This is a genomic window from Kitasatospora sp. NPDC101235 (assembly GCF_044767505.1).
In the GTDB taxonomy this organism is placed as follows: domain Bacteria; phylum Actinomycetota; class Actinomycetes; order Streptomycetales; family Streptomycetaceae; genus Kitasatospora.
Genome location: NZ_JBIWNZ010000018.1, coordinates 57,591 through 71,044, shown reverse-complemented (window position 1 = coordinate 71,044; position 13,454 = coordinate 57,591). Strand labels below are relative to the sequence as shown.

At 70.0% G+C, this 13,454-nt stretch carries 12 protein-coding genes; 6 read left to right on the top strand and 6 right to left on the bottom strand.

The window, feature by feature from the left end; all coding sequences use genetic code 11:
* Positions 1–65: 65 nt before the first annotated feature.
* Positions 66–1,148: an inositol-3-phosphate synthase gene (locus tag ACIRRH_RS27150; protein ID WP_403072460.1), complete on the bottom strand. Its 1,083-nt coding sequence runs from the start codon at positions 1,146–1,148 to the stop codon at positions 66–68.
* Positions 1,149–1,274: 126 nt separating this feature from the next.
* Positions 1,275–1,973 carry a PadR family transcriptional regulator gene (locus tag ACIRRH_RS27145; RefSeq protein ID WP_403072457.1) on the bottom strand — a complete coding sequence of 233 codons (699 nt, stop codon included), beginning with the start codon at positions 1,971–1,973 and terminating at the stop codon, positions 1,275–1,277.
* A 518-nt stretch (positions 1,974–2,491) separates the two neighbouring features.
* Between ACIRRH_RS27145 and ACIRRH_RS27140 the strand changes: the two genes are divergently transcribed.
* Together ACIRRH_RS27140 and ACIRRH_RS27135 are read left to right on the top strand one after the other, a co-directional pair.
* Complete coding sequence (locus ACIRRH_RS27140) at positions 2,492–4,960, top strand: transglycosylase domain-containing protein (RefSeq protein ID WP_403072455.1); 2,469 nt, start codon at positions 2,492–2,494, stop codon at positions 4,958–4,960.
* A gap of 212 nt (positions 4,961–5,172) precedes the next feature.
* On the top strand, positions 5,173–6,750 hold the full coding sequence (locus ACIRRH_RS27135) for a glycosyltransferase family 87 protein (protein ID WP_403072452.1): 1,578 nt from the start codon (positions 5,173–5,175) through the stop codon (positions 6,748–6,750).
* A 4-nt stretch (positions 6,751–6,754) separates the two neighbouring features.
* Here ACIRRH_RS27135 and ACIRRH_RS27130 read toward each other — a convergent pair whose 3' ends face one another.
* The 3 genes from ACIRRH_RS27130 to ACIRRH_RS27120 form a co-directional block, all read right to left on the bottom strand.
* A complete protein-coding gene (locus ACIRRH_RS27130) occupies positions 6,755–7,789 on the bottom strand; it encodes an alanine racemase (RefSeq protein WP_403072449.1) in 1,035 nt (344 codons plus the stop codon).
* 13 nt (positions 7,790–7,802) lie between these two features.
* Positions 7,803–8,921: a lipid II:glycine glycyltransferase FemX gene (locus tag ACIRRH_RS27125; RefSeq protein ID WP_403072447.1), complete on the bottom strand. Its 1,119-nt coding sequence runs from the start codon at positions 8,919–8,921 to the stop codon at positions 7,803–7,805.
* Between the two features lie 203 nt (positions 8,922–9,124).
* On the bottom strand, positions 9,125–9,424 hold the full coding sequence (locus tag ACIRRH_RS27120) for a hypothetical protein (RefSeq protein ID WP_403072444.1): 300 nt from the start codon (positions 9,422–9,424) through the stop codon (positions 9,125–9,127).
* 320 nt (positions 9,425–9,744) lie between these two features.
* Here ACIRRH_RS27120 and rpsF point away from each other — a divergent pair, with 320 nt between their 5' ends.
* From rpsF to rplI, 4 genes are all read left to right on the top strand, one after another.
* Positions 9,745–10,035 carry a 30S ribosomal protein S6 gene (gene rpsF, locus ACIRRH_RS27115; protein ID WP_188298654.1) on the top strand — a complete coding sequence of 97 codons (291 nt, stop codon included), beginning with the start codon at positions 9,745–9,747 and terminating at the stop codon, positions 10,033–10,035.
* A gap of 96 nt (positions 10,036–10,131) precedes the next feature.
* Positions 10,132–10,737: a single-stranded DNA-binding protein gene (locus tag ACIRRH_RS27110; RefSeq protein ID WP_403072441.1), complete on the top strand. Its 606-nt coding sequence runs from the start codon at positions 10,132–10,134 to the stop codon at positions 10,735–10,737.
* A gap of 79 nt (positions 10,738–10,816) precedes the next feature.
* Complete coding sequence (gene rpsR / locus ACIRRH_RS27105) at positions 10,817–11,053, top strand: 30S ribosomal protein S18 (protein WP_030059640.1); 237 nt, start codon at positions 10,817–10,819, stop codon at positions 11,051–11,053.
* 17 nt (positions 11,054–11,070) lie between these two features.
* Positions 11,071–11,517 carry a 50S ribosomal protein L9 gene (rplI, locus tag ACIRRH_RS27100; RefSeq protein ID WP_224277698.1) on the top strand — a complete coding sequence of 149 codons (447 nt, stop codon included), beginning with the start codon at positions 11,071–11,073 and terminating at the stop codon, positions 11,515–11,517.
* Between the two features lie 92 nt (positions 11,518–11,609).
* Here rplI and ACIRRH_RS27095 read toward each other — a convergent pair whose 3' ends face one another.
* A complete protein-coding gene (locus ACIRRH_RS27095; protein WP_403072438.1) occupies positions 11,610–12,953 on the bottom strand; it encodes an MATE family efflux transporter in 1,344 nt (447 codons plus the stop codon).
* Positions 12,954–13,454 lie beyond the last annotated feature (501 nt).

Here is a 13,454-nt window from a genome sequence, read left to right as displayed (position 1 = left end):
AAACGTGAAGGGCCCACGATCCGGAGACCGTGGGCCCTTCCGACGAGCTACGGGCGGTCAGCCGCTCAGCGCTCGACCTCGCCGCGGATGAACTTCTCGACGTTCTCCTTGGCCTCGTCGTCGAAGTACTGGACCGGCGGGGACTTCATGAAGTACGAGGAGGCCGACAGGATCGGGCCGCCGATGCCGCGGTCCTTGGCGATCTTCGCGGCGCGCACGGCGTCGATGATGACACCGGCGGAGTTCGGGGAGTCCCAGACCTCGAGCTTGTACTCCAGGTTCAGCGGGACGTCACCGAAGGCGCGACCCTCCAGGCGGACGTAGGCCCACTTGCGGTCGTCCAGCCAGGCCACGTAGTCCGAGGGGCCGATGTGGACGTTCTTGGCGCCCAGCTCGCGGTCGCGGATCTGCGAGGTGACGGCCTGGGTCTTGGAGATCTTCTTGGACTCCAGGCGCTCGCGCTCGAGCATGTTCTTGAAGTCCATGTTGCCGCCGACGTTCAGCTGCATGGTGCGCTCGAGGATGACACCGCGGTCCTCGAACAGCTTGGCCATCACGCGGTGCGTGATGGTCGCGCCGACCTGGGACTTGATGTCGTCACCGACGATCGGCACGCCGGCCTCGGTGAACTTGTCGGCCCACTCCTTGGTGCCCGCGATGAACACCGGCAGGGCGTTCACGAAGGCGACCTTGGCGTCGATGGCGCACTGGGCGTAGAACTTGGCCGCGTCCTCGGAACCGACGGGCAGGTAGCAGACCAGGACGTCGACCTGCTGGTCCTTGAGGACCTGGACGACGTCGACCGGCGCCTCGTCCGACTCCTCGATGGTCTCCAGGTAGTACTTGCCCAGACCGTCGAGGGTGTGGCCGCGCTGGACGGTCACGCCGGTCGGCGGCACGTCGCAGATCTTGATGGTGTTGTTCTCGCTGTTGCCGATGGCGTCGGCCAGGTCGAAGCCGACCTTCTTGGCGTCGACGTCGAAGGCGGCGACGAACTCCACGTCGCGGACGTGGTAGTCACCGAACTGGACGTGCATCAGCCCGGGGACCCTGCCGGCCGGGTCGGCGTCCTTGTAGTACTCGACACCCTGGACCAGCGACGCGGCGCAGTTGCCCACGCCCACGATGGCTACGCGAACCGAACCCATTCCGGTTGCTCCCTGTGATCTCATGAGGACCGCCGGGGTCGGCGGAACTCGTCCTGCTTCTTCGATGACTGCATGTAAGGGCGCGAGGCGCCCAATCCTGCCGCGCGGCACAGGGCTGGCGCGGTGTCAGCGCTCCTGGGCGGAGCGCCCCGGGCGGTCGTACGGTGGCCCGGACGGGTCCGTGGACCCGGTCTCCTGGCCACGGCCGTCCGAAGTCTTGCGGGGGCCGGCGGCGGTGCCGCCGGTGTCGGGGCCGGTCCGGCCGGTGCGGTTGGACCGCTCGGTCTCGATCAGCTCGTTGAGCCAGCGGACCTCGCGCTCCACCGACTCCAGTCCGTGCCGCTGGAGCTCGACGGTGTAGTCGTCGAACCGCTCGCGGGCGCGGGCCAGCGAGTTGCGCATCCGCTCCAGCCGCTCCTCCAGCCGGCTGCGGCGTCCCTCCAGGACGCGCATCCGCACGGCGCGGTCGGTCTGGCCGAAGAACGCGAAGTGCACGCCGAAGTGCTCGTCCTCCCAGGCGTCCGGGCCGGAGTCGGCGAGCAACTCCTCGAAGCGCTGCTTCCCCTCGGCGGAGAGCCGGTAGACGATCTTGGACCGCTTGCCGTTGAGCGCGGTGGCCGGGACGTACTCGACGTCCGGGTTGTCCTCGACCAGGAAGCCCTGGGCGACCAGGCTCTTCAGGCAGGGGTAGAGCGTCCCGTAGGAGAGCGCCCGGAACGTTCCGAGCAGGATGTTCAGCCGCTTGCGCAGCTCGTAGCCGTGCATCGGGGCGTCATGGAGCAGTCCGAGGACGGCGAACTCCAGCACTCCTGAGCGTCTGCCCACTGCCGTCGTCCTCCTCCCTCTCGGCGTCCGTCCGGCCGCTGCATCCGGCGGTATTCCGCTTCGATGTATCGGCTCGATATATCGAGAACAGTAAACCCGGCCCCCGGAACCGGCAAGAGGGGCACGCGTGAATGTGATCACAAGCCGACGCGCGGGCAGGATTGGCAACGGGCGTGTAATGATCTGTCGCCGTTTTGCGGGCATTGGCAACTGATGTCCGATTAGTTGTGTTTCCGTGCTGCGTACGCTGTCGCGTGTGCACGAGGACCACCTCCGTGATCAGGGCGGTTTGCGGGCATCGGACGTGAACCCTGCCTTCAGGCTGGAAACGCCTGGCGAGGAGTGGCTGGAAGATGAGCGAGCGACGGCGAAGGACGCCCGACCCGGGCGGTGACGGGCAGCAGCCCCCGGGTGGCGGCGGCCGTCGGGGAGGTGCGCCGGGGCCCGACGAGCTGCGCTCGGACGGCGTCGGCCGTAGGCGTCCCTCGGGGGTCAGGGAGACCGCGCAGCAACCCCGGATGACCCGTGCGGAGATGCGCAAGGCTGCCCAGAAGAAGGGCAAGGGAGGCGGCAATCGCGGTGCTGCCGCGGCCTCCGCCGCGGCCGCCGGCCCCGGCAAGAAGCGCTTCATCGACTACCCGCGGTTCGGCAAGACCGGCGTCCGGCGCTGGCTGCCGTCCTGGAAGCAGTGGCTGAGCGGCTTCCTGCTGGTCTTCGGCTGCTTCGTGGGCCTGGTGTTCTACCTGTACCAGACCACCGAGGTCCCCGAGCTGAACAAGCTGGTGAACAACCAGAACACGATCTACTACTGGGCCGACAGCACGGAGATGACCCGCAAGGGCCAGACCAACCGTCAGATCGTCGAGCTCAAGGACATCAGCCCCAACCTCCAGAACGCCGTCATCGCCGCGGAGAACAAGAGCTTCAGGACCGACCACGGCATCGACCCCAAGGGCATGCTCCGCGCGGTCTGGAACATGGCGAAGGGCGGTGAGACCCAGGGCGCCTCGACCATCACCCAGCAGTACGTGAAGAACGCCTACCTGAGTCAGGAACAGACCCTCAGTCGCAAGGTGAAGGAGTTCTTCATCACGCTGAAGGTCGACCAGGACAAGGACAAGGACGAGATCCTCACGGGCTACCTGAACACCAGCTGGTTCGGCCGCGGTGCGAACGGTGCCCAGGCGGCCGCCCAGGCGTACTACGGGGTGGACGCCAAGGACCTCAACGTCTGCCAGAGCGCCATGCTGGCCGGTCTGCTCAAGGGCGCGACGTACTACGACCCCACCAACCCGGCCAACAAGGAACGGGCACAGGGCCGGTGGAACTGGATCCTGGACCAGATGGTGGACACCAAGGCCATCACCCCGGACGAGCGCGCCAAGTGCACCGCCTTCCCGGACCCGATCCCGCAGAAGCCCAGCTCCAACATGAACGGTGAGATCAGCTACCTGGTCGACACCGCCAACAAGTACGTGATGGCCACCGACAAGACGATCACCCCGCAGGTGATCGACCGGGGCGGCCTGAAGATCTACACCACCTTCGAGAAGGACAAGGTCGACGCGCTGAAGGCGGCCGTCGACGCCGTCAAGGCGGAGAACCTCAACCCGCAGAAGCGCCCGGACAACGACACCAACATCCAGTTCGGCTCCGCCAGCATCCGCCCCGGCGACGGCGCGATCGTCGCCCTCTACGGCGGCGACGGCGTGGAGAACGGCCACTTCGACAACAACGCCGACGCCACCGGCGTCCAGGTCGGCTCGACCTTCAAGCCCTTCGTGCTGGCCACCGCGATGCAGACCGGCGTGCAGACCGCGAAGGACGACAAGGGCAAGCCGAAGCGGATAAACGCCGACAGCCGCTACCTCGCCGACGACATGTCCGAGATCCGCAAGCCGGACGGCTCGCTGGTGATCGGCGACGACGGCAAGCCGTACCGGCAGAAGAACGAGGACTCCGGCAAGCGCGGCTACGTCTCGCTGCGGCAGGCCATGCAGTTCTCGTACAACGTGCCCTTCGTCCAGCTCAACCAGGACGTCGGCGGCCAGAACGTGGCCGACATCGCGGTGCAGATGGGCGTCAAGAAGGACAGCCTCGCCGATCCGAAGACGGCGACCTTCCCGCTCGGCACCTCCACCATCAGCCCGATCCGGATGGCCACCGCCTACGGCACGCTGGCGGCCAGCGGCAAGGAGGCCGAGCCGTACTCGGTCACCAAGGTCGAGGTGAGCGGCGTGGAGCGCCCGGGCTTCGGCAAGAAGGACCCCAAGGTCGCGCTGGAGCCGGCCGTCGCCGACAACGTCACCGACGTGCTGGTGAACGTGGCGGCGAACGGTACCGGTAAGAAGACCAAGGACCTGGGCCGCCCGGTGGCCGGCAAGACCGGTACCACCGACCAGAACAAGTCGGCCTGGTGGGTGGGCTACACCCCGCAGCTGGTGACCAGCGTCGCGATGTGGCGCGAGGACCCGGCCAAGCACGAGCGGCAGTCGCTCAACGGCACCGGCGGCAAGGAGTCCATCCACGGTGGTGACATCCCGACCGACGTCTTCACCCGGTACATGAAGGCCGCGCTGGCCAACGAGAAGAAGATGGACTTCCCGACCCCGCAGCCGGTCGGCACCGAGGTGGACTCCTCCGGCGCGCCGTCCACCGCCACCGCGACGACGGCCCCGAGCACGACCGACAGCCCGACGGCCCAGACGCCCCAGTCGCAGGCGCCGCAGCCGCCGGTGCAGCCGCAGCCCACCCAGACCTGTGTGCCCGGTGTCGACTGCCCCGGCGACCAGCCGAGCCCGTCGAACAGCAGGAACCCGCACCCGGGCAACTCCTGTCTGCCGGTGATCGGCTGCCCGACGCAGCCCTCGCCGACGGACAGCACGTCGCCGGGCAACGGTGGCGGCAAGCCGGGCGGCGGTGGCGGCGGCAAGCCGACGCCGAGCAACACCGGTGGCGGCCAGCAGGGCATGCCTCCCGGGCAGTAGCCCGGGCCCGGCGGAACCCGGAACGGCGGTGGCGGTCCTCCTCGGAGGGCCGCCACCGCCGTTTTCGTCGCAGCCCCCGTTCTCGTCGGGACCGCCGCCGTCCGCGTCACGGCCGTTTCGTCATGATTGGCGGGCCGGCCCGCCACGCAGGGACGCAGACCGTTGCGGGGTCCTCCTCGTCCCGGCGGGACCGGTGCGGCAGGATGTCCGGCATGACGTCGAGCGATCGTGACGAAACCGCCGGCCCGGTCGGGTCCGGCGCCGCCGCAGGGCCCCACCCGGCAGCCGTCGCCACGGCCGCGCCGCCGGCCAACACCGTGGTCGTCCCGGCCGACGAGGACCCGGTGGCGGCGGCCGGCAGCGAGGTGATCGGCGGGCCCCCGGGCCGCCGGGCGCTGCTCGGAGTCTCCTGGTGGATCCCGGCGCGCTTCCTGGCGCTCGCGGTGATCGTGGTGTCGGTGCTCGGCATGGTGCAGAAACTGCCCTGCTACGAGCAGGCCTGGTTCCAGCCGGGCTCGCCGCAGTACATCCACGCCTGCTACAGCGACATCCCGCACCTGTTCTCCGGACGCGGCTTCGCGGCCGGGCTGCACCCGTACGTGGACCGCATCCCGGGCTCCTCGGGGGACCTCCAGTACCTGGAGTACCCGGTGCTCACCGGCCTGTTCATGCAGGTCGCGGCCTGGCTGACGCCCGGCGGCGGGGACCGGCAGAGCCAGGAGCAGTGGTTCTGGGCGATCAACGCCGGGATGCTGATGGCCTGCGCGGTGGTCGCCGTCGTGGCGCTCTCGCGCACCCACCGGCGCCGCCCGTGGGACGCGCTGCTGTTCGCGCTCGCCCCTGTCCTGCTGCTCAACGGCACCGTCAACTGGGACCTGCTCGCGGTCGCCCTGGCCGCCGTGGCGATGGCCTGGTGGGCCGGCGCCCGGCCGGGCTGGGCCGGCGTCTTCATCGGCCTGGCCACCGCGGCCAAGCTCTATCCGCTGCTGCTGCTCGGCCCGCTGCTGGTGCTCTGCTGGCGGGCCGGCAAGTGGCGCGAGTTCCGGCTGGTGCTGGGCGGTGCGCTCGGCTCGTGGCTGGTGGTCAACCTGCCGATCATGCTGGCCAACTGGCGGGGCTGGTCGACGTTCTACGTGTTCAGCAAGCACCGCGGCGAGGACTACGGCTCGTTCTGGCTGATCCTGATGCAGCGCCGCGGCGCCGGGCTGGCCGACCTCGACGTCTACATCGGCGTGCTGATGGTGCTGGGCTGCCTGGCCATAGCGTGGCTCGGCTTCTCGGCCCCGCGCCGGCCGCGTCTCGCCCAGCTGGCCTTCCTGGTGGTCGCGCTGTTCGTGCTGGTCAACAAGGTGTACTCGCCGCAGTACGCGCTCTGGCTGCTGCCGCTCGCGGTGCTGGCCCGGCCGCGCTGGCGGGACTTCCTGGTCTGGCAGGCCTGCGAGGTGCTCTACACCCTGGGCATCTGGTCCCACCTGGGCCTGGTCACCGGCTCCAAGCAGCACGGGATCGGCGAGGGCTGGTACCACTTCGCGATCGGGCTGCACCTGCTGGGCACGCTCTACCTGGTCGCCCTGGTGGTCCGCGACGTCCTCCACCCGGACCGCGACCCGGTCCGCTGGGACGGCAGCGACGACCCCTCCGGCGGGGTCCTGGACCACGCCCCGGACGTGTTCGTGCTGGGCACCGCCCGCCGGCTGCGCGAGGAGGAGAGCTACGCCGGATACGCGCCGGCCGGCCCCGAGCAGTGGCTCACCGAGCCAGGACTGCCGGAGCCGGCCGAGAAGCCCTAGCGGCTCAGCGGTCCACCACGCGGTCGAAGTGCGTGGTGGTGTGCCGGACCTGGAGACCGAGTTCCTCGCCGATCGCCGGGGGCTTGGTCTCCCCGTCCAGGAACAGCAGCGAGACCTGCATGTGCGGCGGCTCGGCGAACCACAGCTGCTTGCCGGCCCAGTGGAACGGCGACTTGGTCTTGTTGACCGTCGCCAGGCCGGCCCGGGCGATGCCCTTGGCCCGCGCCCCCATGCTCTGGAGGTACTTGGGCGCCTCCAGGCCGATGCCGTGCGCGGTGCCGCCGGCGACCACCAGGATGTGGCCGTCGGTGGGCGCCGGGTGCTGGCGGTAGCCGTAGCGGTCGCCCTTCTTCACCGGGGTGACGTCCAGGACGGTGGCCCGGACCTCCAGCGCGGCGTGGTCGCCCAGCCAGAGCCGGGTGCCGATCCGGGCCCGGAAGACCGTCTGCGGGTAGCGCTGGGCCAGCTGGTCCATGCCGGCCGCGCCGAGGTGGCTGACGAACACGGTGTGCACCGGGATGCCGGCCGCCAGGGCGGTGTCCACCCAGTACGCGACCTCCTCGACCGGGCTGGAGCCGTCCGGCCGGTCCATCGGCAGGTGCAGCGCCAGGCCCTCGAAGGCGACGCCCTCCAGGTCGGCGGCGACGGTGCTCAGGTCGGCCGCGCTCACGCCGTGCCGGCGCATGGTGGTCATGCACTCCAGCACCACCCGGGCGCCGTTCAGCGCGCGCAGCGCGTCCACACTGGCCACCGTCCGGATCACCCGGGCGTGCGGCAGCGGCAGTATTTCCTCGCCGACCCGGTACGGGGTGAGCACCAGCAGCTCGCCGCCGTACCACTCGGCGGCGTCGGCCGCCTCGTACGCGGTACCGACGGCGAGCACCCCGGTGCCCAGCAGCGTCGCCTCCTCGGCCAGCCGGTGGTTGCCCAGGCCGTAGCCGTTCCCCTTGGCGACCGGCACCAGGCCGGGGAACTCGGCGAGGACGGAGCGCTGGTGGGTGCGCCAGCGTTCGGTGTCGAGGTAGAGCGACAGCGTCATCGGGTCAGCCTCCTCAGCGGCGGGACATGTAGAGGTCGAGGGCCTTGTGCAGCAGCTTGTTGAGCGGGAAGTCCCACTCGCCGAGGTACTCGGCCGCCTGGCCGCCGGTGCCGACCTTGAACTGGATCAGGCCGAACAGGTGGTCGTCCTCGTCCAGGGTGTCACTGATGCCGCGCAGGTCGTACACGCCGCCGCCGAGGGCGTAGGAGTCGCGCATCATCCGCCACTGGATGGCGTTGGACGGCTTGACCTCGCGCTTGTGGTTGGCCGAGGCACCGTAGGAGTACCAGACGTGCTCGCCGACCACCAGCATCGTGGTGGCGGCCAGCGGCTCGCCCTCGTGGTAGGCGATGTAGAGCCGCATGCGGTTCGGGTCCTCGGCCACGAGGGCCTTCCACATCCGCTGGAAGTAGGCCAGCGGGCGCGGGGTGAACTTGTCGCGCTCGGCGGTGACCAGGTAGAGCTGGTGGAAGATCGGCAGGTCGTCGTAGCCGCCCTGGACCACCTCGACGCCGCTCTTCTCGGCCTTCTTGATGTTGCGGCGCCAGAGCTGGTTGAAGCCCTTGTGGATGTCGTCCAGCGAGCGGTTGGCCAGCGGAACCTGGAAGACGTAGCGCGGCTGGACGTCACCGAAGCCGGCGCCGCCGTCCTCGCCCTGGAGCCAGCCGGCCTTGCGCAGCCGGTCGGCCACCTCGAAGGCGCGGGCCTCGTACCAGTCGGCCTCGACGTCGCGCAGCCGCTTGGCCTGCTTGGCGGCGATGGCCTCCTTGATGGTGGGGGCGTTCCAGCGGCGGATGACCACCGGCGGGCCCATCTTCACCGAGAACGCGCCCTGCGACTTGAGGTGCGCCAGCATCGGGGAGAGCCAGCGGTCGAGGTCGCGGTCGAACCAGTCGATGACCGGGCCCTCGGGCAGGTAGGCGAGGTAGCGCTTGAGCTTCGGGAGCTGGCGGTAGAGGACCAGGCCTGCGCCGACGAGCTGGTCGGCCTCGTCGAACCAGCCGATCGACTCGGACCGCCACTCGGCCTTCACGTCACCCCACGACGGCACCTGCATGTGGCTGGCCGAGGCGCGGCTCCTGATGAAGGCGAGGTGCTCCTCGCGGGTGATCGTCCTCAGGCGCAGGCTCATTGCTCGGTGCTCCTCGTCGGTCGGGCTGCGGTGGCCCCAGGTTCTCGGGCTGACCTTATCGTCCGGGGCTCGGGCGCCCGTCGCGGCGGGCACGACGGCGCCCCCGTCGGGTACCTGTCTCCTCTGCAGATACGCGACGGGGGCGACGAGGGTTCCGGGCGGGCCCTGTGGGCTCGGTCCCAGCGGGTCGGGCGCGGGGCGGCTCAGCCCCAGAGACCGCCGCGGGCGACGCCGAGGTAGAAGCCGAGTGCGGATGCGCCGAGCGTGATCATCAGGACGAATCGCTCGGCGGTGGTGACCGAGACGAACATGCCCCACAGGCCCGTGATGATGCCGAACAGGCCGGTCCACGAGGTCAGCAGGTGCAGGTTGTGGAAGAACGAGGTGGTGAAGGCGATCACGCCGAGGAGAGCGGTGATGCCCACCAGGGTGTTCTCGCGGGGGTGCGGGTGGCCGTCGGTGTTCAGCGTGAGCGCGGGCATGCGGTGGACGGATTGGGCCATGGGTCCCACCTCCTGGCGGGGAGACGAACGGGCAGGAATCCCGTTCCGTCCAGATTGAGGCGGTTGGGTCGCTCTCACAACCCCTATGCGTTTTGTTCGGCCGTCCGGGTGCAGGTAGGCTGTGCCGTCTGCACTGGTGTAGTTGTGCCCCCTTGCGCCCTCTTCCGGGTGACACCCTCTTTCGGGTGGAGCGGGGGCCGACTGTCCGACCTTCCCGTTACGGTGGGCCGGAGTCGTCACTGCTCCGGTGCCGACGCTACGCACAACCCTCCTGCCACGGAGAGACCGTGGCCGCTGAGTCCAAAGGAGGTGGGTTACTCATGCGTCACTACGAGCTGATGGTCATCCTCGACCCCTCGGTCGAGGAGCGCGCTGTCTCCCCCCTGATCGAGAGCTTCCTCGCTGTCGTCCGCAACGCCGGCGGCAAGGTGGAGAAGGTCGACACCTGGGGTCGCCGCCGTCTGGCTTACGAGATCAACAAGCAGTCCGAGGGCATCTACTCGGTCATCGACCTCAAGGCCACGCCTGAGGTCGTCAAGGAGCTCGACCGCCAGCTGGGCCTGAGCGAGTCGGTTCTGCGGACCAAGGTCCTGCGCCCGGACACCCACTGAGCCACCTCTGAGGCCTTCGGGTCTCGGGTAGCTCGCGTCCGCTGTTTCACGTGAAACAGCGGTGAACGGACATCTTCCCGAGAGGTCATCACCACCATGGCAGGCGAGACCGTCATCACCCTCGTCGGCAATCTCGTCGACGACCCCGAGCTGCGCTTCACCCCGTCGGGTGCGGCGGTCGCGAAGTTCCGCATCGCGTCCACCCCCCGCACCTTCGACCGCCAGACGAACGAGTGGAAGGACGGCGAGAGCCTCTTCCTCACGTGCAACGTCTGGCGTCAGCCGGCGGAGAACGTGGCCGAGTCGCTGCAGCGCGGCATGCGCGTCATCGTGCAGGGCCGACTGCGCCAGCGGTCTTACGAGACCAAGGAAGGCGAGAAGCGGACGGTCTTCGAGGTCGAGGTCGACGAGGTCGGCCCGAGCCTGCGCTCGGCGACCGCCAAGGTCACCCGGGCCAACCGGTCCGGCGGCCCCGGTGGCGGCTTCGGCGGCCAGCAGGGTGGCGGCCAGGGCGGTGGCGGCTGGGGCGGCGGCGGTGGCGGCCAGCAGGGTGGCGGCAGCTGGGGTGGAAACTCCGGCGGCGGCCAGTCCGGCCCCTCCGACGACCCCTGGGCCTCCAGCGCCCCGTCCGGTGGCAACCAGGGCGGCGGCTGGGGTGCCCCGTCCGGTGGTGGCGGCTACTCGGAAGAGCCCCCGTTCTAAGAGCTGACAGATTTCGTGCGGCCCGGCCGCCGGCGTCCCCGGACGCCCGCCGGGCCGTGAACCCCAAATGGAGCACACAATGGCGAAGCCGCCTGCTCGCAAGCCGAAGAAGAAGGTTTGCGTCTTCTGCAAGGACAAGGTCAACTACGTTGACTACAAGGACACGAACCTGCTGCGGAAGTACATCTCCGACCGCGGCAAGATCCGTGCCCGTCGGGTGACCGGCAACTGCACCCAGCACCAGCGTGACGTCGCCACGGCCGTGAAGAACAGCCGTGAGATGGCGCTGCTGCCCTACACCAGCACCGCGCGCTAAGAGAGGGTGACCGAGTAATGAAGATCATCCTCACGCACGAGGTGCCGGGTCTCGGCTCCGCCGGCGAGGTCGTCGAGGTCAAGGACGGCTACGCCCGCAACTACCTGGTCCCGCGTGGCTACGCCATCCGCTGGACCAAGGGTGGTCAGAAGGACGTCGACGCCATCCGTCGCGCCCGGAAGATCCACGAGATCCAGACCCTTGAGGCCGCCAACGAGGTCAAGGGTCAGCTCGAGGGCGTCCAGGTCAAGCTGGCCGTCCGCTCGGGCGAGGCCGGCCGCCTGTTCGGTTCGGTGACCCAGTCCGACGTCGTCGAGGCCATCAAGGCCGCCGGCGGCCCGGCGGTGGACAAGCGCGCCGTCGCGATCGCCTCGCCGATCAAGACCGTGGGCTCCCACAAGGTCTCGGTCAAGCTGCACTCGGACGTCGTGGCCAACCTCGACGTCGCCGTCGTGGCTGCCTGAGCTCCGTAGCGAAGGCCTGAGGGCCGGACTCCTTCGGGAGTCCGGCCCTCGGTCTTTTCCGGTCCGGTTCCGGTTCCGGACCCGGCCCGGTCCTAGCCGCGCACCGCTCCGGTGACCAGCCACTTGCCGCCGCGGGCGCGCCAGGCCAGGAAGCCGGCCCGCAGCAGCATGAACAGGTTCATCGCCCACCAGAGCCCGGCCAGTCCGGTGCCGGTGGCCGGCACCGCCAGGGCCACCGGGACGAACACCGCCAGGGTCGCGAGCCCGGCCCAGGCCAGGTAGGGGCCGTCCCCGGCGCCCATCAGCACGCCGTCCAGCACGAAGACCGGGCCGGCCACCGGCTGGGTGAGCGCGAGCAGCAGCAGGGCGGTGTCCAGCTGGGCCCGAACGGCCGGATCGGGCGTGAACAGCGGGACGTACAGCGGGCGGGCGACCACCACCAGCAGGCCGAGCACCAGCCCGGAGACGATGCCCCACTCGACCATCCGCCGGGTGGCGGCCCGGGCGCCGGGGGCGTCCGAGGCGCCCAGGTAGCGGCCGATGATGGCCTGGCCGGCGATCGCGATGGCGTCCAGCGCGAAGGCCAGGAAGTTGAACAGCGTCATGGTGATCTGGTGGGCGGCCACCTGGTCGTCGCCGAGCCGGGCGGCCACCGCGGTGGCGGTCATCAGCACCGCGCGCAGGCTGATCGTCCGGACCAGCAGCGGGCCGCCGGCCCTGGCACTGGCCCGGATGCCCGCCGCGTCCGGCCGCAGCGAGGCCCGCTCCCGGCGGGCGCCGCGGACCACCACGACCAGGTAGGCGGCGGCCATCCCGGTCTGTGCGAGCACGGTGCCCCAGGCCGAGCCGGCCACCCCGAGCCCGGCGCCGTACACCAGACCGGCGTTCAGTCCGATGTTGGCGGCGAAGCCCGCGACGGCCACCACCAGCGGGGTGCGGGTGTCCTGGAGCCCGCGCAGCACCCCGGTGGCGGCCAGCACCATGAGCATCGCCGGGATGCCCAGGGAGCTGATCCGCAGATACGTCACTGCATGCGGCGCGGCGGTCGCCGAGGCCCCCAGCGCCTCGGCCGCCCAGGGGGCCAGCAGCAGGGTGAGGAGGACCACCGGGACGGCCAGGCCCAGGGCGAGCCAGATGCCGTCGATGCCCTGCTGCACGGCGCCCCGGCGGTCCCCGGCGCCGATCCGGCGGGCGACCGCCGCGGTGGTGGCGTAGGCGAGGAAGACGAACACACCGGTCGCGGTGGAGAGCGCCGCGGAGGCGACGCCCACCCCGGCCAGCTGGGGGGTGCCGAGGTGGCCGACGATCGCCGAGTCGGCCATCAGGAAGAGCGGTTCGGCGACGAGTGCGCCGAAGGCCGGGACGGCCAGGGCGAGGATCTCCCGGTCGTGCCGGCGTCGCGCGGCCGGAGCCTGGGTCGGGGGCGAGGCGGTCATGGACTCCAGGCTACTCATCCACAGGTAATGGACGTAAGTGGCCCGTGGCTATTACTCGTCATCCTGAGCGACGCGGTTCGTCCGCTCTGTGCCCACAGCCATTCGGAGGTGTGTGAAGAATTTCTCATGCACAGGCCCGGGAAGAGGTAATCCCAGGTCAGCACGTTGACAGTGGATCGATCGTCCGGTTATCCACAGGGACGTCCACAGGGGCGTCCACAGCTTTGCGGCAGTTCTCCACAGGACGGGGCCGTTCATCCACACCCCCTGTGGATAACCGCCTTGGCGCAACGGTGCCCGGCGCCTTAGCGTGGGCCCTCCGCCCGACACTCGTACCGCTCCGGCGTCCGATTTGTCGGAGCCGTGGCGTACAAAGAGGAGCGGATCCGCTCCACCCAGCCACCGGCAAGCCCGCTCCAACTTCGCACCACTCGCTGATCGGGGAACATGCGTGACCGGCCCCCAGTACGACGACCACGACGCCCCGCCGCCGGAGGATGA